Source organism: Natrialba sp. SSL1, assembly GCF_001861355.1.
Lineage (GTDB): Archaea > Halobacteriota > Halobacteria > Halobacteriales > Natrialbaceae > Natrialba.
In genome coordinates, this window is record NZ_MASN01000034.1 from 94,338 (window position 1) to 119,408 (window position 25,071).

General features: G+C 53.2%; 23 protein-coding genes. 8 read left to right on the forward strand and 15 right to left on the reverse strand.

Features of this window, described 5'->3' with window-relative positions; genetic code table 11:
• Positions 1-90 precede the first annotated feature (90 nt).
• The gene (locus tag BBD46_RS10745; protein ID WP_253184548.1) at positions 91-816 is read right to left on the reverse strand and encodes a DUF1405 domain-containing protein; all 726 of its coding nucleotides are present in this window, start codon (positions 814-816) and stop codon (positions 91-93) included.
• 193 nt (positions 817-1,009) lie between these two features.
• Here BBD46_RS10745 and BBD46_RS10750 point away from each other — a divergent pair, with 193 nt between their 5' ends.
• The gene (locus BBD46_RS10750) at positions 1,010-1,612 is read left to right on the forward strand and encodes a metal-dependent hydrolase (protein ID WP_071401697.1); all 603 of its coding nucleotides are present in this window, start codon (positions 1,010-1,012) and stop codon (positions 1,610-1,612) included.
• Between the two features lie 81 nt (positions 1,613-1,693).
• Here BBD46_RS10750 and BBD46_RS10755 read toward each other — a convergent pair whose 3' ends face one another.
• From BBD46_RS10755 to BBD46_RS10775, 5 genes are all read right to left on the reverse strand, one after another.
• Positions 1,694-2,182 carry a DUF192 domain-containing protein gene (locus BBD46_RS10755; protein ID WP_071401698.1) on the reverse strand — a complete coding sequence of 163 codons (489 nt, stop codon included), beginning with the start codon at positions 2,180-2,182 and terminating at the stop codon, positions 1,694-1,696.
• Between the two features lie 62 nt (positions 2,183-2,244).
• Positions 2,245-3,006, reverse strand: coding sequence for a hypothetical protein (locus BBD46_RS10760; RefSeq protein ID WP_071401699.1), 762 nt, complete (start codon positions 3,004-3,006; stop codon positions 2,245-2,247).
• A gap of 69 nt (positions 3,007-3,075) precedes the next feature.
• On the reverse strand, positions 3,076-4,143 hold the full coding sequence (locus BBD46_RS10765; RefSeq protein ID WP_071401700.1) for a metal ABC transporter permease: 1,068 nt from the start codon (positions 4,141-4,143) through the stop codon (positions 3,076-3,078).
• On the reverse strand, positions 4,143-4,883 hold the full coding sequence (locus BBD46_RS10770) for a metal ABC transporter ATP-binding protein (RefSeq protein ID WP_071401701.1): 741 nt from the start codon (positions 4,881-4,883) through the stop codon (positions 4,143-4,145). Before BBD46_RS10770 ends, BBD46_RS10765 begins: the two co-directional genes overlap by 1 nt.
• On the reverse strand, positions 4,880-5,863 hold the full coding sequence (locus BBD46_RS10775) for a metal ABC transporter substrate-binding protein (RefSeq protein ID WP_071401702.1): 984 nt from the start codon (positions 5,861-5,863) through the stop codon (positions 4,880-4,882). The genes BBD46_RS10770 and BBD46_RS10775 overlap by 4 nt, the downstream gene beginning before the upstream one ends.
• Before the next feature lie 295 nt (positions 5,864-6,158).
• On the opposite strand from BBD46_RS10775, the gene BBD46_RS10780 reads away from it, so the two are divergent.
• Positions 6,159-7,073, forward strand: a complete 915-nt coding sequence (locus BBD46_RS10780; RefSeq protein ID WP_071401703.1) for a ZIP family metal transporter — start codon at positions 6,159-6,161, stop codon at positions 7,071-7,073.
• 546 nt (positions 7,074-7,619) lie between these two features.
• On the opposite strand, the gene BBD46_RS10790 is transcribed toward BBD46_RS10780, so the two are convergent.
• The gene (locus BBD46_RS10790) at positions 7,620-8,198 is read right to left on the reverse strand and encodes a cupredoxin domain-containing protein (RefSeq protein ID WP_071401705.1); all 579 of its coding nucleotides are present in this window, start codon (positions 8,196-8,198) and stop codon (positions 7,620-7,622) included.
• 258 nt (positions 8,199-8,456) lie between these two features.
• Here BBD46_RS10790 and BBD46_RS10795 point away from each other — a divergent pair, with 258 nt between their 5' ends.
• From BBD46_RS10795 to BBD46_RS10810, 4 genes are all read left to right on the forward strand, one after another.
• Positions 8,457-8,723: a hypothetical protein gene (locus tag BBD46_RS10795; protein WP_071401706.1), complete on the forward strand. Its 267-nt coding sequence runs from the start codon at positions 8,457-8,459 to the stop codon at positions 8,721-8,723.
• Between the two features lie 154 nt (positions 8,724-8,877).
• The gene (locus tag BBD46_RS10800) at positions 8,878-9,231 is read left to right on the forward strand and encodes a four-helix bundle copper-binding protein (RefSeq protein ID WP_071401707.1); all 354 of its coding nucleotides are present in this window, start codon (positions 8,878-8,880) and stop codon (positions 9,229-9,231) included.
• Positions 9,232-9,335: 104 nt separating this feature from the next.
• Entirely contained in the window at positions 9,336-10,046 is a 711-nt protein-coding gene (locus tag BBD46_RS10805; protein ID WP_084777739.1) for a DUF305 domain-containing protein, read from the forward strand.
• 191 nt (positions 10,047-10,237) lie between these two features.
• Positions 10,238-12,496: a heavy metal translocating P-type ATPase gene (locus BBD46_RS10810; protein ID WP_071401708.1), complete on the forward strand. Its 2,259-nt coding sequence runs from the start codon at positions 10,238-10,240 to the stop codon at positions 12,494-12,496.
• Positions 12,497-12,964: 468 nt separating this feature from the next.
• Here BBD46_RS10810 and BBD46_RS10815 read toward each other — a convergent pair whose 3' ends face one another.
• Both BBD46_RS10815 and BBD46_RS10820 read right to left on the reverse strand, forming a co-directional pair.
• Positions 12,965-15,247, reverse strand: coding sequence for a heavy metal translocating P-type ATPase (locus BBD46_RS10815; protein WP_071401709.1), 2,283 nt, complete (start codon positions 15,245-15,247; stop codon positions 12,965-12,967).
• Positions 15,248-15,359: 112 nt separating this feature from the next.
• Entirely contained in the window at positions 15,360-15,953 is a 594-nt protein-coding gene (locus BBD46_RS10820) for an AsnC family transcriptional regulator (protein WP_071401710.1), read from the reverse strand.
• A gap of 129 nt (positions 15,954-16,082) precedes the next feature.
• On the opposite strand from BBD46_RS10820, the gene BBD46_RS10825 reads away from it, so the two are divergent.
• Positions 16,083-16,283 carry a heavy-metal-associated domain-containing protein gene (locus BBD46_RS10825; RefSeq protein ID WP_071401711.1) on the forward strand — a complete coding sequence of 67 codons (201 nt, stop codon included), beginning with the start codon at positions 16,083-16,085 and terminating at the stop codon, positions 16,281-16,283.
• 1,251 nt (positions 16,284-17,534) lie between these two features.
• Here the strand turns inward: BBD46_RS10825 and BBD46_RS10830 are convergent.
• The 4 genes from BBD46_RS10830 to BBD46_RS10845 form a co-directional block, all read right to left on the reverse strand.
• Positions 17,535-18,767, reverse strand: coding sequence for a tyrosine-type recombinase/integrase (locus BBD46_RS10830; protein WP_071401712.1), 1,233 nt, complete (start codon positions 18,765-18,767; stop codon positions 17,535-17,537).
• Positions 18,764-19,222: a hypothetical protein gene (locus tag BBD46_RS10835; RefSeq protein WP_071401713.1), complete on the reverse strand. Its 459-nt coding sequence runs from the start codon at positions 19,220-19,222 to the stop codon at positions 18,764-18,766. Before BBD46_RS10835 ends, BBD46_RS10830 begins: the two co-directional genes overlap by 4 nt.
• Before the next feature lie 3 nt (positions 19,223-19,225).
• The gene (locus BBD46_RS10840; protein WP_071401714.1) at positions 19,226-19,765 is read right to left on the reverse strand and encodes a DUF7342 family protein; all 540 of its coding nucleotides are present in this window, start codon (positions 19,763-19,765) and stop codon (positions 19,226-19,228) included.
• Between the two features lie 537 nt (positions 19,766-20,302).
• Positions 20,303-22,060, reverse strand: coding sequence for a transposase (locus tag BBD46_RS10845; RefSeq protein ID WP_071401715.1), 1,758 nt, complete (start codon positions 22,058-22,060; stop codon positions 20,303-20,305).
• Positions 22,061-22,336: 276 nt separating this feature from the next.
• Between BBD46_RS10845 and BBD46_RS10850 the strand changes: the two genes are divergently transcribed.
• Positions 22,337-22,843, forward strand: a complete 507-nt coding sequence (locus BBD46_RS10850; protein WP_071401716.1) for a hypothetical protein — start codon at positions 22,337-22,339, stop codon at positions 22,841-22,843.
• Positions 22,844-22,977: 134 nt separating this feature from the next.
• On the opposite strand, the gene BBD46_RS10855 is transcribed toward BBD46_RS10850, so the two are convergent.
• Positions 22,978-23,658 carry a hypothetical protein gene (locus BBD46_RS10855; RefSeq protein ID WP_071401717.1) on the reverse strand — a complete coding sequence of 227 codons (681 nt, stop codon included), beginning with the start codon at positions 23,656-23,658 and terminating at the stop codon, positions 22,978-22,980.
• Positions 23,659-24,009: 351 nt separating this feature from the next.
• Complete coding sequence (locus BBD46_RS22190; RefSeq protein ID WP_139173572.1) at positions 24,010-24,429, reverse strand: hypothetical protein; 420 nt, start codon at positions 24,427-24,429, stop codon at positions 24,010-24,012.
• Positions 24,430-25,071 lie beyond the last annotated feature (642 nt).

The following is a 25,071-nucleotide window of genomic DNA, read 5'->3' on the forward strand; positions in this document are numbered from 1 at the left end:
GTAAGACACCCTATTCATCCATATTAATAGCGGAACTATCAGGTTAAATGCTTCTCAAGTAGTTGCTAAATCATTAACATACCATAATGATTAATCTATAGCGACCTTCTGGAGTCGGATCATGAAAGCAAGATACGTTGCGAGCAGCGTTAATACAACGGCACCGGCGGCAGCGACGTCAAACGCAGTTGCACCAAGCGCCACCGGATACTCGCGCGGAATCGGAAGCACAGTATGGTGGGGAGAGTCCCCGATTACCGGTACAAAGTAGTCAACAATAAGTCCAGTCCCGTACCACAATAATGCGATACCAACTGCCCATGGCGGGAAGTCGCCGATCCGGTGGAGTACCAGTGCCTGAACGACCATAGCGAGGTGGGTCCAGAACAATACGTTCCACATCAGGAGATCGCTGTATTCAGGCAGTGCGACTAAGAGTACAAGCGGGGTCCAAGCCCCAAAGGTTAGGTTACCGTAAAAAGCTAGCGCTGTCAGCCACTCACGCGGTTGTCCGAGCTTCCAAGCAGCGATAGCCGCTGCCGCAAAGAACGTCGCCATCGGACTGTCGGGAACGAACGGCCACATGACTGTCGGGGTTTCTAGGAGTTGTCCGGTCTCAAAGGTATAGAACCAAAACCCAAAAACTGTACCCACAAGATTGACCGCTACGACGAGCCATGCGAGGCGAAGACCGAGGTTCTCAATCCACTCAGGGACGGGTGCGAGGTATCGAGGAATCTGGTCTCGCTCGGGGAGTGCGTCCCCTGTTGTCAGCTGGTCGAACATCGTTGACAATTGCTCGGTAGGAATCGCCATTACCTGTTGTCAGGGTCGGACTCTGCAAAATGGTAGCGATCTGTTCATTGTTATCTTCCTCCGCGAAAACGCAAAGACCCGAAATCTTGACCGACTTCAGACGATCACCGCTGATAGGTCGGATTAGGGCTAATACCCGAGTCTCATTATCCCATATATAACTAACAACTTAGTGAGGATCTGAACCAACAGTATGTGGCCATGGGAACATGCGATCATAGGGTATCTCGCGTATTCGTTGTTCTGTCATCTATACTATCGAGATTCACCAACTGGCTTTGAAGCGATTGCTGCCGTCTTTGCATCTGTCCTCCCAGATATAATTGACAAGCCGCTCGCATGGGAATATGGTTTTTTCGAGACAGGATATGCGCTAGGACATTCTATCTTCTTTGCAATCCCGTTAGCACTTGTTATCGGATGGCTTGCCCGATCAGTGGAGCAGACGCGGATCGGTATTGCATTCGGCATCGGTTATCTCCTTCATTCACCTTCGGATATCCTCCACCATTACGCTACCAGTCAAAAGATCCAGTACGAACTGATGCTCTGGCCGCTAGCCCCAGTAGGTTCATACGAGTATCCCCCGGGGTTTGTTGAATACTCTATGAGTTTGTTTGGACGATATCAGAATCAAGTTCTGGTGGCCGATTTCTCGATATACATATGGATACAAGCCGGGGTCGCTGTACTCACCTTCTTGTTATGGCTCTATGACGGAGCGCCAATCGTTAGAGAGTGCTTTCATGGTGGGAAACAAATCATATTTAGAATGGTAAATATAGTCGGATTTTAGAGAGTAGCCGTTGTGCTCAACTCACTTTGTTCAGTTCCTCGTTTTTGATTCCTCTTTTGAAAGCGTCGAAACCACCTGGTGTCAGTGATACTTAATACTGATATCATCGCCTTCCGAAATCCCTGTCTCGTTAGCGTACCCCCGGGGTACCTCAAGAACCCATTTTGCCTGCCCAGTGTATCGCAGGTCTTCGCCGTCCTCACCTGGTTCCGGTGCACGAGCATGATGGATTGTCGTGATCTCTCCATCGGCTCCGATGAAGATGATATCGATGTCGAAGTCCATATCACGCATTACATAGGTCCGCTCATCCTCAGTCGCATGAACGAACAGCATCCCCTCACCATCTTCAAGCGAGTCGTAGTCGCTCAGACCAGTGTACCGTTCACTCGGAGTGTCTGCTACCACGACATCGACAACAGTTTTCTGTTCATCCTCATCCGATACTTCGACAGTTGCACGGTCCTGGCTCCACGGTTCGGGGATGACGCCGATCAGAACGCCTATAACACCGGCTAATACCAATAAGGCGACAATGAAGAAGAACTGCCACGAGCGTCTGAACGTCATTTTGGCGGAGTTCCGGTATGAGAAGCTAAAGAGTATTCGGATAAAAGGCTCTATACTTGGTGTCAGACTGGCGGTATTACACTGAGCAGTTCACTCATAGCGTTCCCGGCGTCAAGTAGCGCAATAGCGTGTTCATGGTCTTCACCATTCTCAGGGCCGTGCTCATGTCCGAGCAGTTCGATGCCCAAGAGTTCGTTCATTAATAATAATATACCGACGGCGAGACTAGCAATTCCGGCCACAATCTGTAAGATACGTGTATACGTGGTGGTTAACAACCGTCCCCAGAGGAATGCGAGTATTCCCATTGTAAGGACGGACGCGAGTGAAAAGGCTCCGAGGAAGGACAGACCAGCGCCGATGGTTGGCGCGGTCGCAACTAACAGCACGATAAGTGCGCCGCTTCCAGCCAATCCATGGACGAGACCGACCGCCATCGATTCGCCCTCTCGGTGAGAATAGGAGAATCCGAGGGAAATTGAGCCGATGTGGAGATGGTTGTGTGAATCCTCTTCGTGAGAATGACTACTGACATCTACATTAGAATATAGGAGTCGTATCCCGAGCAGAATCAAGACAATGCCTGCGAAGATCTCAAATAACAACGGTACCCAGTCAGGGAACTGTGTTCCAGCGAACAAAAACAGGACGCCAAGCGCTGCGATTGGAACCCCATGTCCGATACCCCACAAGAGGCCGATAAGCCCCGCGTGGTCAATCCCGTTGTCGTCGATCAATGCCGCAACCGCAGCGATATGGTCTGCTTCGAAGCTGTGTCTGATTCCGATCACACTTCCTGCGACCAATGCAGCCGTGACGCTCATAGTTCGTTCATCCGTTTCCAACTGCCTGCAATAATACCTTCTAAGCTGTACTCCAACAACATTTTCCGTTCAGTGAGTTGATAGGGAGGTGACCGCACGGCCAGAAGCCGCTATCGCAAGCAAATAAATAATAATCGAGACAACAACGATTGACCCTCCTGATGGGAAACTTCCGTAGATCGACAGGGCAAATCCACCGACAACTGATACCTGGCCGAACAAGATCGAGAGATACAGCGTCTCACGGAAGCTATTAGCTACTTGTGAGGCGGCAGCTACTGGAATAACGAGCATTCCAGCCACGAGAATCACACCCAGAATCTGCATTGCCCCGACAACGACAATCGCCGTCATGACAATGAGTAGCCCGTTGTACCTGGTGACGTTGAGTTGAGCGACGCGTGCGGCCTGCTCGTCGAATGTAATGAACAGCAACTGCTTATAGGTGTACGCCACAACAGCGACAACGACGATAGTGAGGAGCACCATCAACTGTGCTCCTTCAGGAGTCACGATTGAGAGGTTCCCGAACAAATAGCCCTCGATATTAATCCCGGTGAAGCCTCGGCCATAACTGATGATGAGCGTCGCAACAGCGAAGCTCCCTGTGAGCATAATCGCAATCGGGACGTCACCATAGGCATTGGTTCGTTCTGCAAGCCACTGGACTGCTAGGGCACCGAGAATAGCAACGACAAGCGCAGAAAGCATCACTGAAGTCCCCCAGCCTGTCGTTGTATCAAAGAGGAAGCCGATAGCCACGCCTGCGAACGCAGTATGAGCCAGCGTTTCTCCGATGAGTGCCATCTCCCTGTGAACAAGAAACGAACCAACCAGTGGAGCAACGATCCCGACGAGGAGAGCAGTCGCTAGTGACAACCACATAAACGGATGCTTAAAGACGTTCGTCCCGAGTATCTGATCAAGAAGCTGTCCAAACAATACGAACGTCTCATACAAGACACCAGTACCCGGATACGCTTGTAGCCGGTAGGACACGACGAACAAGATCATCACTATCGAGAGGAGTGCGACCACGCCGATCCCGATCAGTTCACCTGTTCGCCGGAGAGAGCGGCCACCAGTTAGTTGGCGTGACCTGCTGTACTCGGTTGATTCAGTTGTATCGTTAGTCATTAGTGGTCATGGTGGACGATCCGGCCAGTCGAACCGTATGCCTCAGCGAGAGCGTCACTCTCGACAAAGGATTCAGTATCGCTATGGTGGTACAGGTTGGTATTGATACAGGCGATTCGATTGGCACGATCAGTGACGACGCCGATATCGTGTTCGATCAAGATGATGGTCATCCCGTCGGCGTTCAAGTTGTCGAGCAGGTCGTAGAACATATCTCTGGATTCGGCATCTACACCGACAGTGGGTTCGTCAAGCGCGAGCAACTCTGCGTCTGACGCCAATGCCCGTGCAATGTACGCTCGTTGGCGCTGCCCGCCTGAGAGTTGACTGAGCTGCCGTCCGGCGAGAGCTCTGATACCAACCGTTTCGAGCGCATCGTTGACAATGCCGCGATCTTCGCTGGTTACTCGTGCATGCTCTGTGTGCGCAAACCGGCCCATCGTCACGACCTCCCGAACAGTGACAGGCATCGTTGTGCCCTTGTCGGTCGCTTGTTGTGGGACATAGCCGATGCGTTCTCCCTCATCGAATGACGCTATCGACTGCCCGAACAACTTGATTGAGCCGCGGTTAGGAGTGAGAAGCCCAAGCATGAGGTGCAAGAGGGTTGTCTTCCCTGAGCCGTTCGGCCCGATCAGGCCGAGGAAATCGCCCTCCTTGACCGACAGCGTGACGTCTTCGACCGCGAGTTGATCGCGGTACGCGAACGTAACATTCTCCAACTGGGCGACTATGGTCACTGTGATCCAAGTGCTTGTTCGAATGCAGGAAGGTTGATTTCCTCCATCTGTTCGATCCACCCCCATCCGTTGTCGGTCCACTCTTCGGTTGTCCCTTCGACAGGGCTGATTGCTTCAACGGTCGTTGCATCGCTATTTTCGACAATCGTGTTAGCGAGGTTCGGAGATTCGAAGTAATCGTAGAGAATCGTATCGATCCCGTTTTCGTTCACAACGTCGATCGTGTCCGCGATATCATTTGCACTCGGTTCCTCATTGGGGGACGCTCCGACGGGCGTGTGGATCTCCACGTTATAACGCTCTTCTATATAACTGTAGGAATCGTGCCCGGCAATAACGATAGTGGCACCCTCAACGTTTTCGAAGACATCTTGGAACTGACTATGAACTTCTTCAAGGCGGGTCTTATATCCCTCAGCGTTTTCTTCGTAGGTGTCCGCATTGTCGGGATCGGCATCTGAGAGCCCGGCGGCGATGTTGTCTACGATCTCCGCTGCGAGGACTGGATCGAGCCACGCGTGGGGGTCGGTATCGAAATTATGATCGTCGTGATCGTCATCATGATCGTCGTCGTGGTCGTCGTGATCGTCATCCCAGTCGAGGAGTTCCAGTCCTTCGAGGCCGTCAATCACAGTACTATGATCGTAGTCGGCTTCAAGCTGCTCAGCGATATCTTGAGCCCACGAGAATTCAGGATGGTCGAAATACACGAATGCATCCGTTTCGGCAATGTCTCGAACGAGATCTCCCTCCGGTTCCCACCCGTGGCCCATATCGCCGACCGGCACTGCGTTCTCGAACTCGGCAGTGTCACCAGCAACATGTTGCCCCCAATTGTAGAGAGTGAAGAACGCACCATATCCGGAATCAACACCATCGCTACCGCTTGCTTCTCCAATATTATCGAGACACCCAGCCAGCGATCCCGCAGCGAGTAGTCCTGCACCACTTGCCAAAATTGAACGTCGTGAGTGATCCATATCCGCTAATCGGAGTCCTCGAATAAAGACCTTATTATATTGAACGCGAAGTTTAATAATCCACCAGGTCCATTTCGGACGCGTTTAATAAACGACCACTGACATCCAGAACATAGGGCCATCTAAAGAAAAGAGGGCATCACAACGACCCTGGAAAATTAACCAGTAAACTTTAGTTTAGCCTCATCTAAATCTGCTCAATGCCTTCCGGTCCTGGTTCGGATATGACGGTTCGACCGCGTAAAAACACATCAAGTAATGCCCCCACCATGGCTGGCTCCGATGGTGGTTGTCTATGACGCAATCGCCGTACGAGAAACTTCCTCGCTCGGTCCTATTTCTTGGCCCGTTCATCGTTCTCGGTGCTGCAATTGCGCTCTTAGCGATCACCTCTCCGATCGGTGACTTGACCGCAATGGAAACCGCTACCCTTGGTGAGATGCTCACGATGATGCTGCTGATCGGTCTAATTGTGGGTATCGTCCCCGTTGCGATCGGTATGCTTTGGTTCCCGTTCATGCGGACTCTCGATCACAGCAAACTTCACATCGTGTTAGCGCTCTCTGCTGGCGTTCTCGCTTTCGTCGGCGTCGAAATGACGGAGGAAGCAATTGAGTACGCGGCTGCGGCCCCCTCACCCAGCCTCGCAGCAGGGCTCGCTATCGCTGCGTTCATCGGCACGTTTCTGCTAATGGTGGGTGTGAGTCGGTGGAGCTTGGCTCGCGCTCAGCAAAGCGGCAATCGCGGGCTCGGCGTTGCGTACTTGGTCGCGCTCGGACTCGGGTTACATAGCCTCGGGGAAGGCATTGCAATAGGGAGCTCCCTTTTGCTGGGTGAAGCAGCCCTTGCAATGCTGTTAATTATCGGATTTATCCTCGACAATGTGACCGAAGGACCGACCATTGTCGCTGCCGTCGCCCGTGACGCTGAAGCACCGCCACTACTTCACTTTGCGACTCTAGGCGTGATCGCGGGCGGACCTGTCGTGCTTGGCGGCTGGATCGCTGCCTTTGCCTTCTCACCGGTCATGGCAGCTGCACTCCTTGCCGTGGGGATCGGTGCGATTGTTCAAGTGATCTTACAGGTCATCGACCTCATTCAGTTTGACGCACCGAGGGTGCTCACTCGCGCGAACATGAGCGGATTCGTCGGCGGATTCGTCTTCATGTTCCTCCTTGATGAGATTATGATTGATATGATTCTTCTATGAATTGTCTCAGATTCAACCCCCCTGAATCTCTCGGCCATTTTCTGATTTGACGTCCCAGAGTAGACAGATAGCCAACAATCAATCTCTAATCTTCCCTTTAATGTTGGAATTAATAGGGCACTCCCGGGCAAGTTCTCATCTGAAGTCAGTGGATGTTTCATGGGATTTATTCCGTATGTTATCGATCAGTAATTGCATAGCTATCAATTATAAATAACGCCACCAGTTTCCGACTAGGATCCCGAGGAACAGTCCGCTCGTGATTGCAGTGAGGAGCATAATGACCGCGGGGCTCTGGCCGAGCGAAAGACCTACCAACACCGTTTCCGGTAATCCCTGCTGATCTAACGCGAGCAAGAGATTACCGGTGAAATATATTGCTGGAATACCGGTACTGACGAGAAGTGGCAAACGCAATTCGAATAAATAAATACCGAGGCCAATTCCGATGGCGAACGGTATCAAAGCCAAAACTGCTGTTACGAGCAGATGGAGTATCATTTTATAGGTGTTGCGGACCGTCTGAGGTAAATCGCTACCGCAGTATCATTCATCTGTTTCGATTTTGATATCACCGCGTTTCGACCAGTCGTAGTGGATCTCGCAAACGTACTCAGCAATATCGTCTTGAGCCTCAATCACAAGAGATTGCGTCTCGTTTTCGTCCTGCATCAGTTCGGTTTTATAATCTTCAACGACGGATTCGTTTTCATCCCAGATCTCGATATTGTGCGCCTGTCCATCTTCGTTCTTCCACGTGATGACGTACTCTTTCCCCTCTGTAAGGACAAGTGTTGGGTTCTCTTCCCCCTCGATGATCTGGGGTTCAATACCCTCCCATCCGGAAGTGGTGGCACCTAACACGATCTCATCAATGTTCTCCCAATCTTCCTTCGCTGCCTCTTCATCGTTGTCTTCAGCTTCATCTTCGTCGGTAACCCGTTCGTCACCTTCTCCGTCCTCGTGTGTTTCGTCTTCTGCCTCCTCGTTTCCATTCTGGGCATCTTTTTGATCACCATTGTCTGTTTCACCATCGCTGAGACAGCCAGCGATGAGAGCAGTTGCCATCACCCCAGCCGAGAGTCGTAGCATCTCCCGCCGAAACACTGGATCAGATTGTTCCATCGCCCCACTCCGCAATACGCCACGATAAAAGTACGTAGTCCATATAGTCATTAATACAATATTATAGGAGAAATTGATAAGAGGACGATCCCGAACGTACATTTCTGAGTCAGTGTACAATTACCCGTGAGTAGGATAGCAAACGGATGATGAGAGAGAAGGCCTTTCCATACACTCTTCTCACCAGCCATAGTGTAGTTACGATCTCCAACGCCCTGAAGGCCAATGGCTTAATTCGTGGTTCTCGTTTGTGGAGCCATGCCACCGGAATCCAATGAGGTTCGTGTGTGGCTTGTTGAACACGGGTACAATAACCGCGATCTTATTCTTCTCAAGCACGCGACACCTGATGGAAGCCAGATCTTTCGGAAAGAGGTCGCATCACAGGCTCTGGATACAGTGAGTGCCGCAAAGGAAGCTTCTGACGCCAATCTTGAGACTGTTGAAGACCCTGCCGTACAAGAGCGGTACGCTGACGAAGCCGCGCGGATGGCTGAGAAACATGACTCTGATGATCCAGTATGACCGTCACGTCTGGCAATTGTTCTGACGGGGTAACACTTCGTGTTAGCTGTTATGAGGCTCTCAATACTTCAATGAGGATTGAAAATATCAACTACAATGGTAGTTGCATATTCCAGTCCACGTTTTATTTGCTAGATGAGTGAGAGCTATTCTGATGGCATTAACTGAAATCGATCATGTGAGTGAGAACGACCGAATGGCAGAGTGTATCGACAACTGCTTCGAGGCTGCACAGGCCTGTGAGTGGTGTGCCGACGAGTGTATCGGGATGGGAGAAGAGATGGCTCGGTGCATTCGACTGTGCCGAGACGTCGCTGATCTCACTACGATGCACGCTCGCTTCATGGCCCGAGAGTCTGGGTACAGTAGCGAGCTCGCTGAAACCTGTGCTGAGGCCTGCAAAGAGTGTGCAGACGAGTGCGAACAACATGATCACAACCACTGCCAGGTCTGCGCCGAAGTACTGCGGGAGTGTGCGGACTCCTGTCGAGACATGGCATCGGCCTAGTCGTTCGCCGTAGCAGAAACTGGATGTAAACCGACTGGTGGAGAGAGCCACTGACCGACAACTACAATAATAGAACTACGATGGTTAACTCAACGCGACGTCAGATGCTTTGTGCGGCTGGAGCGGCGAGTACAGCTGGATTCGCGGGCTACGTGACCGCTGGAAGACAGGACGATGAAGATGAACACGAAGATACTGAGTTCAACGAAGTGGACATCATGTTCGTACGGATGATGATTCCGCATCATGAAGGTGCGATCCAAATGGCCGAACTCATCCCCGAGAGAACCAACCGGGAGGAATTACTTGGTATCCGGACAGAGATCATCGAGGAGCAAGAAGCGGAGATCGATCTCATGTGTGAATTGCTCGACGATGCCGGCGTCGCCGGTTGTGACGAGGTGGGGAGCATGATGCCCCACGAGATGGGGGAGATGATGCACGGCGACGGGATGGGGGACGAAATGCACGACGACGATGACGAGATGCACGACGACGACATGGATGATGGAATGCACGATGACGATGAGATGGGCGACGGAATGGGTCCCGACGAGATGGAGGAGATGATGCCACAAGAACATATGATGACCCACGACGACAGTCGGGAACTCCGCCGCGCCGAAAACGAGGAGTTCGATTGCCTGTTCGCCGAACACATGATTCGCCACCACGAAGGTGCCGTCGCAATGTCCGAGCACGTCTTGGACGAAGGTGAATCCGAGCGCATTGCTGGACTGGCAGAGGGGATTATCGACGCCCAGCAAGCGGAAATCGAGCTAATGGAGGAGTGGCAAAACGAGTGGGACTGTTGATCGACGACAGCTAGTCGGCCTGTTTCATTCATTTTTGCATAATCGAGGAGAACGGACCACAACAATTAGGGATTTGTTTGGTGAACAACAACACGATGGACGTCACCGATTTGGTCGGTTGATCCTTGTGCTCGCATCTTTGGTGAGGAACTCGACCAACTTCGGAAACGGTTGCCATTGAGAACCGATATATGTCACAATACGATCCGGCGGATACACCCGATTCGCATCATGCTCACGACGAGCAACAACGAGCAGAAAAACCAACTGACCGCGATTGTCCGTGCTGTCGCGTCTGCGGATTAACCGCTGAACGGACCGACGAGCCGGCGGTCCGACATGAGCATCGGGAAGCGGGTCATGAGGAAAGTGAGCACGAAGACCCCGATCGCTCGCATGACGACCACGACAGTCACGACCACGAGTCGCACGTCGATCACTCCGATCACGAGGAGATGTTCAAGCAGCGCTTTTTTGTCTGCCTCGTCCTCTCGCTGCCGGTTCTTTACTACAGCCCGATGCTTCAGGAGTGGTTCGGCTATGCAGCCGTGACGTTCCCCGGGAGTGAGTTCGTCGGGCCGGTTCTCGGCACGATTGTCTTCATCTACGGTGGAATCCCGTTCCTGCGAATGGGGGCGGTCGAAGTGCGAAACCGCGAACCGGGGATGATGTTACTGATCTCGCTCGCCATTACCGTCGCGTTCGTCTACAGCGTCGCTGCGATCGGCTTCGGGATTGGTGATCCGTTCTTCTGGGAACTCGTCACGCTGATCGTCATCTTCCTGCTCGGCCACTGGATCGAGATGCGTAGTGTCCGGCGAGCCTCGGGCGCGCTCGACGAGCTAGCAGAGCTGATGCCGGATACGGCCGAACGCGTAACCAAAGACGGCGAGACCGAAAAAGTCCGCATTGACGACCTCGCGGAAGACGACCTCGTACTCGTTCGACCCGGGGCAAACGTCCCCGCTGACGGTGTCGTCGAAGACGGTGAATCGAACGTCAACGAGGCGATGATCACCGGCGAATCGCGCCCGGTAAAGAAAGAGCCGGGTGACGAGGTGATCGGCGGCACGACCAACCGCGACGGCAGCCTTCGGGTGCGCGTGAGTGCAACTGGCGAGGAGACGACGCTTTCCGGAATTATGCGACTGGTCGAGGAGGCCCAACAGAGCCGCTCTCGAACCCAGGTACTCGCTGACCGTGCAGCTGGATGGCTGTTCTACGCAGCAATTGCGGTGGCGGCTGTTACAGCCGTCGCGTGGACAGTGGCGGTCGGCTTCGGGTTACCGGTTGTCGAGAGGGTCGTTACCGTACTCGTCATTGCCTGTCCGCACGCGCTTGGATTGGCTGTGCCGCTGGTCGTCGCAATCAACACGTCGATGGCGGCGCAAAACGGCATGCTCGTGCGCGATCGGATCGCCATGGAGGAAGCGCGCAACCTCGATACAATTGTCTTCGATAAGACGGGGACGCTTACAGAAGGTGAACAAGGGGTTGTGAATATCACCACGTCCGAAGACTGGGATGAGGACGAACTACTAGCCGTGATGGCTGCTGCGGAAGGCGACTCCGAACACATGATTGCAGAGGCGATTCGTGAGGAGGCCAATGAACGAGGACTCTCCATACCAAGTGTGCGCGAGTTTGAGGCGCTCCAAGGCCGCGGGGTCCGCGCGACCGTAGAAGTTGAAGCGGCGGCGACTCCCGGCGCGGGTGAGGACGGCGTACGAGATGGCGAGACGGTCTATGTCGGTGGCCCGAACTTGCTCCGCCACTTGGACATTGAGCTCAACGCCGAACTCGAAGCGTTCGCGGACGAAGCTGGTGAGCGCGGTCAGGGTGTCGTCTACCTGCTTCGAAATGGCGAGGCGGTAGGCGCAGTCGCGCTTGCAGACGTGATCCGGGACGAGAGCTTTGAGGCGATCGAAGCACTCCACGAGATGGGCGTCGAGGTTGCAATGCTCACTGGAGACTCCGAGGACGTCGCAAGCGCTGTCTCCGATGAACTCGATATTGACACGTACTTCGCCGAAGTACTCCCGGAAGACAAGGACAAGAAGATTATCGAACTCCAGAACCAGGGTAAACTGGTAGCGATGGTTGGCGACGGAGTGAACGACGCACCTGCGCTGACTCGGTCTGATGTGGGCATCGCAATCGGGAGTGGGACAGACGTCGCCGTGGAGTCTGCCGATGTCGTCCTCGTGGAGAACGATCCCCGTGACGTCGCGCATCTCGTCCGTTTGAGCCGGAAGAGCTACAGAAAGATGCAAGAGAACCTCGTGTGGGCGGCCGGCTACAACGTCTTCGCGCTGCCGCTCGCAGCTGGCGTACTAGCCCCAATCGGAATATTGCTTTCACCAGCAGTTGGTGCCGTCCTGATGTCAGCGAGTACGGTCATCGTCGCCATCAACGCACAACTCCTGCGACGAGCTGATCTGTCTGTGTAACTTTGCAAACGTAGTACTTCTCACGAACACGACACCCCTCCCTCAATGCGTCTACACTGTGCGAGCAGATAAAATGAGAAAGACGAACGCAACGATCATGCCACCGATTCCAGAGATTTCAGCAGTATATCAAACTGGGAAAATTGAGTCAAGTACATGCCTTCTGGCTGAAGAGGCAGTGTCTAGTTAGGCCAGTTTGAGAAGCGAGCAGGTCGTAGAGGTAGTTTGGAACAATGCTCTCAGACCTGCTCAGCAAGAGCTACGCGGCGGATGTGGTGTAGTGGCGAATGCTGATGTGAATGGAGCGGAGAATGCTGATGTGAATGGAGCGGAGAATACCCGTCGTCAAGCGGTTCTGACTGATGGTTGATCAGTACAAGTAACTCAAAGTCCTTCTTCGAGTCTGTCGGTGGAGGATATGAGTACCGGTTGTTTGGCGATGTGAGAACGGGTGGGGTGAGCTGTCAGTTACAGCTCGATATTCCCCAGCCGCGTCGAGTTCGTGATGACCGAGATGCTCGACGTAATCATCGCCGCGACGGCGATCACCGGGTGGAGCAGCCCGAAGAAAGCGATCGGGATCGCCACCGTGTTGTAGATGAACGCCCAGAAGAGGTTCTGCTTGATCTTCGAGAAGATCCGCTCCGACAGCGTGAACGAGTCAACGAGCGCATCGAGCGAGCCCCGCACAAGGCTGACGTCGCTCGACTGGATGGCGATGTCAGTTCCCGTGCCGATAGCAACGCCGATGTTCGCCTGTTTCAGCGCGGGCGCGTCATTGATCCCGTCGCCGACCATCGCAACGTTGTATCCCTCTTCTTGTAATTCGCTGACCTTGTCGATCTTATCCTGCGGGAGGACGCCAGCCATGACTCGACTGGGGTCGATATCGACCTTTTCAGCGATCGCGCGGGCTGTCCGCTCGTTGTCCCCGGTGATCATCCAGGTTTCGAGCCCACGGTCGTGCAACGCCTGAATCGCATCGTGGGATTCCTCTTTGATCGTGTCGGCCGTGCTGATGACGCCGACGTTTTCGTCTTCGACACCGACGAGCACCGTCGTTTTCCCTTCTTGCTCTAGGGCGCGCAGTTCGTCCTTGTAGGCAAGCGGAATGCCGACTTCGTCGAAGAACTTCGTGTTTCCGACGTAGACCGATCGTCCGTCGATCTCTGCTTGGATCCCTTTTCCGGCGACGTTATCGAACGCCTCCGGCTCGGTCAGTTCGATTTCCTGGTCTTCGGCGTACTCGATGATAGCCTGCCCGATCGGGTGTTCGCTCCCTCGTTCGGCCGAGGCAGCGAGTCTGACCACTTCGCGTTCGGTCAGACCGGGATCTTTTAGGTGTCCGCCGTCAGCACTGACCGCAGGGTGGTCTCCCACGACGATGTCCGTGACAGAGTGGTTGCCCTCCGTGATCGTCCCCGTCTTGTCCAGCACCACGACGTCAAGATCCTTCATCGTCTGAATTGCCTCACCGTCGCGGAACAGGATGCCATTCTCGGCAGCCTTCCCAGTACCGGCCATCAGCGCCGTCGGCGTCGCCAGTCCGAGTGCACACGGACACGAGATCACCAGAACGGCAACAGCCGCGAAGATCCCGAGCGTCAACGGATCGAGAGCGAGATCCACCCAGGGGAGGTACGGTGCACCGATACCCGCGACGGCCCCCATCCCGTCCGGGAACAGGAACCACAACACGAACGAGAGCGCTGCGAGTATCAATACGGTCGGGACGAAGTAGTTCGTGACACGGTCGGTGAAGGCCTGGATCGGGACTTTGGTTCCCTGAGCTTCTTCGACGAGTTCGACGACCTGTGAGAGGAACGTGTCGTCACCGACCTTTTCGGCCCGCACCTTGATCATCCCGGACTGATTCACCGTCGCACCGATTACTTCGTCGCCTTCCTCCTTGGTCACGGGATCGGACTCGCCGGTCACCATCGATTCATCGACGCTGCTTCGTCCCTCGATGACGGTTCCGTCGAGTGGAACCTTCTCGCCGGGACGAACGACCATTACATCCCCTATCTCGACTTCTTCAATGGGAACTTCGATTTCTTCGTCATCTCTCCGAACCGCTGCCGTCTCTGCCTGCATGGACATCAGGCCCTCGATGGCCGAACTCGCACGTCCTTTCGCTCGGTGTTCGAGGTACGTTCCCACGTTGTGCGAGGCCATGATCATCGCTCCGACGCCAGCGTAGTTCTCGATCGGCGTCACGAAGACCATCACGCCGGTCACCCACGCGACAAGGGTCCCGATCGAGATCAGCGAATCCATGTTGAACGTCCCATTCTGGATACCCCGAATCGCGGACGCGTGGGTAGTCCGACCGTAGTAGAAGACGACGAGCGTGGCGAAGACGAACATAGCAACGTCGATCTGGAAGCCGGTCAGAACCTCCAACGGTGTCCACATGAACACCATGAGTAGGACGATTGGAGACGTGACAATCCACGCCCGGATCGCCATCCGACGCATCTCCTGTAGCTCTTCTTTTCCTTCCATCTCGTCGTTCAGTAACTCGTCACGAACACCGTAACCAGAGGCTTCTACGGCCTCGATGAGTTCTTCAACAGGTACATCCGAGTCGTGGCTGACGTCTGCTCGCTCCGTGGCGAAGTTGACTGAAGCGTCCTGCACCCCGTCTACATCTTCGAGACTGTCCTCTATTGTAGACGCGCACGTCGTACACGACATGCCCGAGAGGGACAGGTCGGTTCGTTCTATATTCGAATGGTCGTTTGACATGGTCTCTTCACCTCATCTCCTACTACGGGCTACAGTTTGATGCGACTTGTCGTTAAAATTACTAGAATTCGAAAGGGGGTAGAACTTTAAATCGAAAGTCGGATTTCCAGAATCAGTTTGCCTCTTGTTGCAGCGATTTGTATTGCTGCTCGTGCTTGTTTTTACACGATGGACAGCAGAAGACTTTGACCTCGCCGTTGATTCGAGCGGTTTCGCCGTCACTTTTCACCGTGTTATCGCACACTGCACACGAGATGGTGAAATCAGAGGGTGTGACCCCGACACTCCATTCGTATCTGGCGAGGGGCGTGATCTCGTACGAGTCAATGTCTTCCAATTCAAGGGTGTCTCGGAACCACGCGTGAACATTTTGATCTGGGGCGTTCACGTGGGCAACGATGCCGCCATCGAAACATTGGAAGACGTGCTCGGTCTCCTTCAGCTCATACAACCGGTCGAAGATGCGTTCAACAGCTTCCGGTTTGACTGTCAGCTGAATCAATACCGGCACTCGGTTCTGAAGCTTCGTTCGGTCCACGTCAACCGTGAAGTTCCGAATAATGCCTAATTCTTCTAAGCGTGCGATGCGGTCGGAAACCGCTGGTGGGGTCAGGCCGACGTGGTCGGCAATTTCGCTGAACGGCCGCCGAGCGTCATCGATCAGCAACCGAAGGATTTCGAGGTCGGTCTCATCTGGGTTCCTCATAGAAGAGACTACCACGTCAAATACGATTAGTCTTCCCCGGAAATCGGTTTATATTCAAAAGTTTCAAACGAAGTTTGCTGAAAGGTCGAAACAACAACCGCAATAAGAGAATAGGTCTACTAGTACAGCATGGCGCGAACGATAACCGTCACCGGGATGAGTTGTGAAGGCTGTGAACAGAACGTCGAGGATGCGCTCCAAGCGCTCGACGGCGTGACTCAGGTCACTGCTGACCACGAAGCCGAATCTGTCGAACTCGACACCGAAGGTGGTGTTGAGGACGAAGAGATCCACGCGGCCATTGAGGACGCGGGCTACGAGATCGCTTAATCGTATTCTTCTGTCCTCCGAAATGTTCTGTGGGAGGACGCTTTGAGTGATGGGAAAGCGTCAATCGGAGATTGACTATTACGACCGCGCGCTTCGGACATCAGCGAAGGAAACAAGAGAGCGACCCTCGGATACCGTATTAATGGGCTCCACGAAGAATCTGGACGACGAACACCCGCCGGATCAGTGAAACAAGCGTTTCAGAGCCTGTACTTTCTGAATTCGTTGTCTCACATTCGTACAGAATTTGGATGGGTTCGTTTCCAGACCATTCACGCGGCTCAACACACCCCGTCTCTACATCAACTTCACCAACCCAAACGTATTGGCATGTGTCTGAATTCGCTAACGCTGTACAGACAGTGCGCTCCATTTCTTCACGCAATTCTGCCTGGAGAACTCCTCTACAGCCAGGGCAGGCCGAGTGCCTCGGGGCTTGACCCCGAGGCGGTTCACATTCTCTGACTCCGTGTGTCTGTGATAATGTTTGTCGATGGACGTCACAAAACATACGTGAGTGTAGTGTGAGTGTAGTAAGTAGGTAGCACTCTGCAACACGAACCCAAGACATCGGATCAACCAGATTGCAAAGCGAATGATCCAGATCAGTTCAGGCTTGCTGATCACGGGTTAGATCCAGATCGTCTTCAGGATTTGAGGGATATCCTCTCACCACCAAAAATTCGTCTCCTTCAGCAGATGTTGGCCAGTTCGACTGGGGCCCTCAGCGCGGTTGAACTCGCAGCTAGGAACGAAATCACGGAGAGCACAATCCGTGATCATTTACGTGACCTTCGAAACCGTAATCGGGCAATCGTAACAGTACTCGATGCGACAGTCACCAGTTCCAAACGGCATACCTCGAAAATATTACACTGTTCCCGAATACGGAATCGAGCTGCTCAGGCAAGTGAATCTGTATGAGCAAATCGGGATTCTCTACGATATGTATGAGGCAGCTGATTTATCGTTGCCGAGCAGTGAGACACGGCCAGTTGATATCGAAGAGATTGAGGACTTCGATTATCGTCCTCGTCCTGACTGGTTGTGAGATTGTTTCGGTGGCGTGAGTCTAACCTACCCCGAAACAACTCCCCTTATTACGACAAATAATCAATAATTCCCCTGTAAACCGTGCCGAGATAGGCTGAAAACCAGGATTTTATATTTCAACCCCGTGCCCAATTATTTCATTTGTAGGTTTCCAAATGTCGAATCTCTGACACTCTGCTAAATCTTGCTGTCGTAGCTTTAGATGGAATCAATCTCGTTGAGTGCTTCCGTAGCAACATCACCCAATTCCCCGGCCTCAATATGTGAGTACCGCTCTCGAACCATCTCTTCGGAGTTGTCGAGATACCGGGCCGCAACCGTGTATCCGAACGCGCGGACAAGGACCTCTCCCATCCCTCGGCGACCGCCGTGCGGAGCAAGATAATCGTGTTTCGGATGGTCGATCTCGATCTCTGCGGACTCTGAGAGCCGTTGGAGAATCGACCGTGCGCCGTCCGTCGTAATCGAGGGCGGCCGAATATCCTCATCGAGCGTCAGGAGGAGGTTGCGAGCGTACTCCTCACGGCGTTCGGCGATTACCTCTGAATGTTCCCCTTGTTCGGCTAGCTCATCCTGGACGAGTCCTGCGAGCGTCCGTTGGTCGAACGTCGGGAACACCGGCCAGCGTTCCGTCGGTGGGTCCATCAGCTGGCGGTAGCTCTGCAGCGGCGAGATCACCGGGTCGGGGAGACTGGCGGCGTCCCACTGCTGTTTCTTCCGGTAGACGTCCATACTACCGTCGTCGAGGGAGAGGTCCTCCCAGCGGACGCCACGCCGGCGCGGGTCGTTCAGGTCTCGGAGGAGTTCACCAACGCGGACAGCCGTGTACGCGAGAACGAACACGAGGGCGCGGTCACGAGCCGCCTTCAGCGCCGCGTAGCGTGATCGCTGCTTGTCGAGGGGGCCAGTATCCTCCGGGAGTGTCGTGTACGCCTCGACGGCGTCTCGGGCCCGTTCGTCGACGTAGCGGGTGAGGGCGTGGCGCTGTTCGGATGTCCAAGCCTGCTGGTCACCGGGCTTGCGGCCGTCGTCCTCCGGCAGCGGCGCCATCGCACTCGCCCGCTGGGCGTAGTGTGCCTCGAGGTAGCCCTCGTTGACGCACCAGCCACACCACGCAGAGATATAGCGGTAATAGGTTTGTACGGTATTTTGCTTGAGTCCTCGATCGCCGGCGAGATGCCGGGCGTACTCCCGGAACACTCGTTCGTCGAGGTCCTCAAAGGTGGGTTCGCGGTTGACGTTGCCGGGGACGATCCCAGTCCAGTCGTCGTCGCCGCGGTCACCGGCGGCCCACTCGGCGAACCGCTCGAGCTCGCGCGAAGCGTTGCGTCGATAGTTCCCGCCGTCACCGGCGCGGCCTTTCCCCTTGTCCTGAAGGTAGCGCTCGAAGGAACTTGTGAGTGACTGATCGGCGCGATCTCGAGGTGTCATCGTTCCTCGTTCGCGTACTGGTACGTCGGACGGACGTCCTCGAGGAGCTCTTCGACAATTTCCCAGAGAATCAGGGAGGGAGTCTCGTGTTCGAATGTGATCCCCCAGCGGTCCTCCGTATCGGCGACTGAGTACTGGAAATGCGTCCGTCCCAGATCGGGATGGTCTTCGTCCTGATTCCAGCCAGCGTGAAAGCCCGTGTTCGGGTCGGTGTAGTTGATACGGAACCAATCGTGTGGCTCCTGTCGATACCACTTGACGGTCAGTTCCGGCGAATCAGGGCCCGTTGGGGGATCCAGACGGGCCGGATCGAAAGTCGCCCGCAGCTGCTTTGCCTCGATATCGTCTGGAACGTACTCGACGGCCGTGATCTGTGGCACGCGGTCAAGGACGTCTCGCTTTAGCTGGGCGTAGAGGTTCGCGTTCGGATTACCACCTGGATGCGGGACCGACATCCGTTAGCTGCTGGCCTCAGCAGGCTCTGTCGTCGGTGCGAGGAAGTCCCACTCGCGGATGGCGAAGCCGACAATCTGGATACGCCGTAGAAGGTGCTCCCACTCGCGGGCAATCTCACGGCGACGGTCTTCCTCGCCACCGTCAAGGGACTCGTCAGCGAGCGTCCCACGAAGCTGATTCGGTGATTCAACGCCGAATTCATCCTCCCAGTCGCGAATCTGCGTCTTCATATTGGCGAGCCAGTCCGTAAGCTCCTCGACAGTGTGTCCGCTATCTCGGAGGCGCATCGCCTCCTGCATCGCTTGGCGGCGGTAATCAGGATAATACGTTGTGTGAGTACCGCTTTCGTCACGGTGGAGGATGCCGTCGTCGACGAGTCGCTCGAGGACGCGCTTAGTTGGTTCGTGTGACCAGCCCGCTTCGGAGGCGATCCAGTTGGCCGTCTGTGGCTCCGACAGCTGCCGAGCAACCATCCGCACGCGGTCTTCACCCGTGGTCTGGCGTTCCATCAGGCCCTCGGAGTTCGATTCATCTTCGGTCATACAACATCGTTCGGGCTTTGTCTTAATATAGGTTGAGGTTATTAGTTCTATATCGAATCGACTTCTTCGCCATCGCCCCGATCTCAGCTGAGGGTAGCCAGAGCAAACTCGGAGCCCGGTCTTGGCGGCTCTACCCCGGGGGAAGCGCCGTTGTGAGGCGGTTGCAGCATTCGTGCTTCACCGACGGCGTCGGGGTACTTCAAGGTGGTCGTGATTATCAGAGTAATCACGACCAGTAGTTAGCAGAGTCCCATAGCCAATATTTCCACGTTAGGAGGACTCTATCTCCAGATCTACGGAACTGGCTGCTTTTATAAATCGTATGACGATATACTAAAATAGAAACGTTACGATGCGAATGCCGGTCAAAACGTTCACGAAAACGCGACAATCTCCGTCGAAAACGGGTCATGACTGGTCGAAAATACTCCTCAAACACATCAAAAAAGTTATTTCCAGACCAAACGTCCAAAATGATGTCAAAAACAGCGCCGCTACCTACAGATATCTCTCACGAGATGCAAACCAGAACGCGAATTAAATGAGTGTGATCAGCTCCTTCTTGAGCCACTCAAGAAACCTGGAGAGGGTGATACGGGGTTTCTTTCTCGTTTCGATCACCCCAATCCGCTCCTGGGCGAGAAAGTCAACCAGTAGCCACAGATTGTAAATGATACAGCCAAATGCAAAATGGAACCATCGGACTTCGATCTCCTTTGACGTCGTCCACGCAGCACACTTCTTCACCGATGAGTAAGAGTTCTCAATTGCGGCTCGATCACTGTACTGCTCAATTTCCTTTCTCGCCCACCGCCGGTCCAACGCGACCTCATCGCTCACTTCGAGATTCGTGATAAACGGCTGCGGAGATCCCCCCTCATTTGCATCGTCGTCCTCGTCAGGGGGTAGTACCACAATATTCGTGTAGACTTTCGTGTTCGATACATCGTGCTTCACCGGGCCGTGGATGGGGAAGTCGTTTTTGACGTATAAGGCGGTATCATTCTCTTCATTGTATCCGCGTTTTAACTGGTCGAACCGATCACACATCGGTCCGATCCGATGTTGGTCTTTCACTGCCGGGATCACGTACTTCAAATCCTTGTTTTCGAGCGTGTAAATCACGTCTGCGGCATGAAATTCCCGGTCAGCGTACACCATCCGAATGTTCACGTACTTCTCGGCGATCGAAAGGAGTCGCCGGGCGACATCGCCCACGTAGTAGGACTTCTCATCACCAGCATAGGCATCGGTGTCAGCGTATTCAGTACTACCGAGTGGACAGACACCAACGATATAGTGCGAGTTGTCTCCGACGATTACGGCTGTCGCAAATTTGTGACACCACCTGTATCCCTTGTCTTCAGGTGCTCCTTGGACCCACACTACCTCATCTCGATCCCCGTAGTACGCGACATACGTGATATCCAGTGCGACTTTCGCTCTGGTTCCAAACCGTGACCCGTTCTCGTGTTCGAGTTCGTTAAGTCGGGGCTTCACACGCGTGTACGTCTTTCGCAATGCGAAGTTCATCACCGTCGCAATCTGATCAACCGACATGTTCTTCATCGATTCCAGCAGCGTCTCTCCGGATGGACCATCCTCGTAGAACGCATCATCTAGATCCGGATCTGGATTCTTCAGATCACCATGGGTTGTTCCTGCATCGTTTGCTGCCGATTGCTTGATTGCTGCAATCGACTCCAAGACGAGCAACTCCTCTTCGTCATAGATGGCGTCGTCTGGACGCGGAATCGATAGTGAGGGAATGATACTCTGTTTCAACTCTTCGAGTACATCTCGTCCTTTCTTTCGCAACAGTCGTTGTACCGTTCGATTTGACGGAGGATCATCGGTGGTATCCTTGTGCTGTTGCTTCAGAAGATCACATCCAATAGACGCACCGCGTTCAATCGCGATCGATTGAATATCGTCCGCAGCTGATTCCACAACCGATTGGAGGTTCTCAAATCGACCCTCAAGTCGAACCGGTTTACATGTACTTTCAGAGGGGAGATTGTCTGGGTCGAACCCAAACGCTCGTGCAAGTTTCGGTCGGTCCTCGAGTCTCCCTGGAATGCCTGTAAGCGGGTGGTCCTCTACAGTTGCCCAGAGATACGAGAGGAACAGTGGGCGAAATGGCGTCGAAGAGGTCCATTCGGGACATGTATCCTGGTGTTTGTACCGCTCGACGTCTAGTTCAGTGGCGAGTGTAATCCAGTCAGTCTCCGCCTCAATGAGTTCATCAACTTGTCTCGTTAGAGCCAGCTGGTACCGGTCATCAGTTTCACTCATGCCAGATTTGTCACTTGTATTTGACTGGGGGCAGTCGGCGAAGCGTGTGAGGATAGATCATGGGAGTACACTGTAGATACAATTTGAACTGATTCATTGGGATGTCGGTTCTGGAGGTTCTGGAAATACGTTCGGGATTGAGCCACATAAGCGGAATTGGCGAACCAGTATTCAGACTATATGATGATACAGCATTCACTCTAGTTCATTTTGTACTTCAGTACATTATAAACCGATGTATAGGATGAATAGATTTCCAACACAGAGTAGTACCTAATGCCAGACGATGTTCGGGATACGTCTCCAGACTTCGATGAAATTGATTACACCGAGCTATCAGACTTCTTTGACCGAAAAGGAGCGGTTGAATTGATCTCGCTACTTAATAGTGAGGGGTATCGGTTTGACGAGATCGACGATCTATTGGATGTGAGTCGTGGCTATCTCAATGATCGGAGAGACGAAGCGGTCCACCTCGGACTAATCGTACCGGACCAGGCGTATCGGGATGACACGCTCCGTCGCGTGTGGACCTTGACTGCGTTGGGCCATTACATCAGACAGCGAATGCGTCATCTTGGACTCACAGAGAGTCACGAACGATTGGTGAATGCAAGACGGGAATACACTGATCGCAAAGAGGAGTTCCTCGAGTGGGTTGATGATCCAGACGAAATACAAGAGTATACAAAAATGATGTGGGAAGATCAGCGACCACATCCATCGGAATTACCTGAAGAAATGAAGGAAGTGTTCCGACAGCTTGACGAAGATCGGTTCTGAATTCATTTTAATAATTGCAGAGGGTAGCCGTAGAACTATTGACACACCTACGATCTGGTGATTTCAATGAGCGGTAAGTACAGGGTATGTACTGAATGGTCAGTTCAAGTGAAATAATAATTGAAACTCAGGAATTAGTTAGGAAACCTTGACCCTGTGACATCCCACGAACATGGTTCAAGGTCGGACACGGTATGACTAACCCGCACCTCTTCTTCAGTTATCGTTACGTATGCGTTTCGAGTCGAATCACTAATTGAGTACCGGTAGTCGTGTTCTTCAGCACCGTGGCCGGTAAGCGTTCGAGCGGAGAGATTGTATGTGCCGAACCTGTCGGTTGCTTCGAGTTCGGTTTCTTCTCCCGACTTCAGAGTGATGGTTTCATCAACGAACGTTTCTTCATTTGTCAATTCCACATGCACCTCGTGTTTGCGGTTGTCGTCGTTGTGGACGCGGATGATCCTCGGCTCGGGCGTCCGAATAACGTCCACTTCGTGGAGTTCGAGAGCCTGTGTCTCGTTGGAAGTCTCAACGACCGGTTCGTATGGAGTGTCGTTTACCACCAGATACGACTCTTCAGCGTCAACGGCTTCAGCAAACAGTAACGTATCAGTTTCATAGCTCCCCTCTTCAAGTGCAGTGTCAACTTCGTCTTTGATGTCTTGAGGAAACCATTCATATTGTATCTCGATGAGGTAGCACTCTTCGTATCCCTGTTCTTCGTTCTCACTTCCGGTACTGCTGGTTTGGAGACAACCGACGAGAGGAGTACTGAGAGATATTCCCATCGTAGCAAGGACTTCACGCCGGTTCATATCAAATAATTCACGGTAGAAAGGTAAGTGTCTTCTCAAAGGTCAAACCGTTATTTGTTCTATGCTGTTCGGTCAGTTCGCATCTGTAGTGACCATACTGGCTGGTTCAGTATTAACCGCATTTCTGAATAAAGAAATTGCGCTACTATCTACTGTTATTCGAGCATTTCCCACATTGTAGCTCGGTCGAACCCATACATTCCATACTCAGTTTTTTGGAACCCCGGAGTTTCGTCATAAAGTCGCTCGACAGTTGACGCCCAGAGGGTATCAGCAGATTTGTAGGGCCCTGGTCGAAAAGCCGCTCTCTCAACTCGCTCGTACTGAGCGGCCCTTCCCGATCTAGAATCGTCACAGCATCAAGCATGAGGAGTTGAGCGTCCTCACTTTCCGGTACCTCCTCTTGTAGCCACGTTCCGAGTGCAAGAAGCATCCCCTCATCTGGATCCGTGAGACTTTCGACGATAGAGGTGCTATACCAGCCTGATCACTCCCAGGCAATCCATCAGCTGTTGTTGACTCTTGTGAGGGATCTTCCTGTTCAGTGGGCATCTTGGTGGATCCAGCACCTTTCTGATCAGGTCCATTCGATGAAGAGTCATCGTCGACGTCGTCCTCAAGGTCAGTGATCCGATCCTCAAGTCCAGTAACGTGTTCAGTCAGTTCCTCAACTTGAATTACAAGCGTATCCACAGTTTCGGCATCGGATGTAGCCCTATCGATGCCGGCTGTCACTCTCTCTATAAAATAGAAGATCGATTCAGAGAACAAAAATTTAATTTGGTGACTACAGTATGATATACTGGGAAGGCGACACGGAGGACGAGAATCTCTCCCTGAAGGGGCATGAGCCTCCCGTTGTTGTCTGGTAGGATCTTCTTTGGAGTACTACTTGTTCACAGGTCGTAGACCGCGATTTCTGTTGATCCGCACTCAGAACACGATTTCGAATCCTCGTCGACAGTAGCCCCACAACGGCGGCATTCGTGAAGCGAACTCGACGGATCTCGGAAGGAAAGGATGCGCTTCAAATGATGAGCGATACTGGACATAGAGAATCGAACGGTCACTCAGGAGCGACGACTTCCTGACAGGCAGGACATTCGGCGAATACTCCACTACCAGCATCAGTCTCATACTCAATGAGAAGCCGGGATGATGGAATAGTGGCTCCACAGCGTGGACAGTCTCCGAGCGTGGGGTATTGGCCACTCATCATCGATCACTAAAGGGGTCCGGAGCGTGTGACAAACTCCGATGGGAGGATTTTCACCCCGCTATCTGATAGAGGGGAGAGGATGTGTTTATAGGTAATGTAACCAGAGTGAAAGTGATACTCCGCATATCGGGAAAATATCGGAATGTTCACGTATGGACTGATGGGACGATTCAACCAATCGGAACAGTACTGGC

Bases quoted from the DNA above. Each gene is read 5' to 3' on its own strand.
- BBD46_RS10800 (WP_071401707.1), top strand. From the start codon at position 8,878: ATGGCATTAACTGAAATCGATCATGTGAGTGAGAACGACCGAATGGCA.
- BBD46_RS10840 (WP_071401714.1), bottom strand. From the start codon at position 19,765: ATGACCGAAGATGAATCGAACTCCGAGGGCCTGATGGAACGCCAGACC.
- BBD46_RS10765 (WP_071401700.1), bottom strand. From the start codon at position 4,143: ATGACTAACGATACAACTGAATCAACCGAGTACAGCAGGTCACGCCAA.
- BBD46_RS10850 (WP_071401716.1), top strand. From the start codon at position 22,337: ATGCCAGACGATGTTCGGGATACGTCTCCAGACTTCGATGAAATTGAT.
- BBD46_RS10750 (WP_071401697.1), top strand. From the start codon at position 1,010: ATGTGGCCATGGGAACATGCGATCATAGGGTATCTCGCGTATTCGTTG.
- BBD46_RS10805 (WP_084777739.1), top strand. From the start codon at position 9,336: ATGCTTTGTGCGGCTGGAGCGGCGAGTACAGCTGGATTCGCGGGCTAC.
- BBD46_RS10815 (WP_071401709.1), bottom strand. From the start codon at position 15,247: ATGTCAAACGACCATTCGAATATAGAACGAACCGACCTGTCCCTCTCG.
- BBD46_RS10760 (WP_071401699.1), bottom strand. From the start codon at position 3,006: ATGAGCGTCACGGCTGCATTGGTCGCAGGAAGTGTGATCGGAATCAGA.
- BBD46_RS10825 (WP_071401711.1), top strand. From the start codon at position 16,083: ATGGCGCGAACGATAACCGTCACCGGGATGAGTTGTGAAGGCTGTGAA.
- BBD46_RS10755 (WP_071401698.1), bottom strand. From the start codon at position 2,182: ATGACGTTCAGACGCTCGTGGCAGTTCTTCTTCATTGTCGCCTTATTG.
- BBD46_RS10780 (WP_071401703.1), top strand. From the start codon at position 6,159: ATGACGCAATCGCCGTACGAGAAACTTCCTCGCTCGGTCCTATTTCTT.
- BBD46_RS10820 (WP_071401710.1), bottom strand. From the start codon at position 15,953: ATGAGGAACCCAGATGAGACCGACCTCGAAATCCTTCGGTTGCTGATC.
- BBD46_RS10745 (WP_253184548.1), bottom strand. From the start codon at position 816: ATGGCGATTCCTACCGAGCAATTGTCAACGATGTTCGACCAGCTGACA.
- BBD46_RS10775 (WP_071401702.1), bottom strand. From the start codon at position 5,863: ATGGATCACTCACGACGTTCAATTTTGGCAAGTGGTGCAGGACTACTC.
- BBD46_RS10835 (WP_071401713.1), bottom strand. From the start codon at position 19,222: ATGTCGGTCCCGCATCCAGGTGGTAATCCGAACGCGAACCTCTACGCC.
- BBD46_RS10830 (WP_071401712.1), bottom strand. From the start codon at position 18,767: ATGACACCTCGAGATCGCGCCGATCAGTCACTCACAAGTTCCTTCGAG.
- BBD46_RS10795 (WP_071401706.1), top strand. From the start codon at position 8,457: ATGCCACCGGAATCCAATGAGGTTCGTGTGTGGCTTGTTGAACACGGG.
- BBD46_RS10855 (WP_071401717.1), bottom strand. From the start codon at position 23,658: ATGAACCGGCGTGAAGTCCTTGCTACGATGGGAATATCTCTCAGTACT.
- BBD46_RS10810 (WP_071401708.1), top strand. From the start codon at position 10,238: ATGTCACAATACGATCCGGCGGATACACCCGATTCGCATCATGCTCAC.
- BBD46_RS10845 (WP_071401715.1), bottom strand. From the start codon at position 22,060: ATGAGTGAAACTGATGACCGGTACCAGCTGGCTCTAACGAGACAAGTT.
- BBD46_RS10790 (WP_071401705.1), bottom strand. From the start codon at position 8,198: ATGGAACAATCTGATCCAGTGTTTCGGCGGGAGATGCTACGACTCTCG.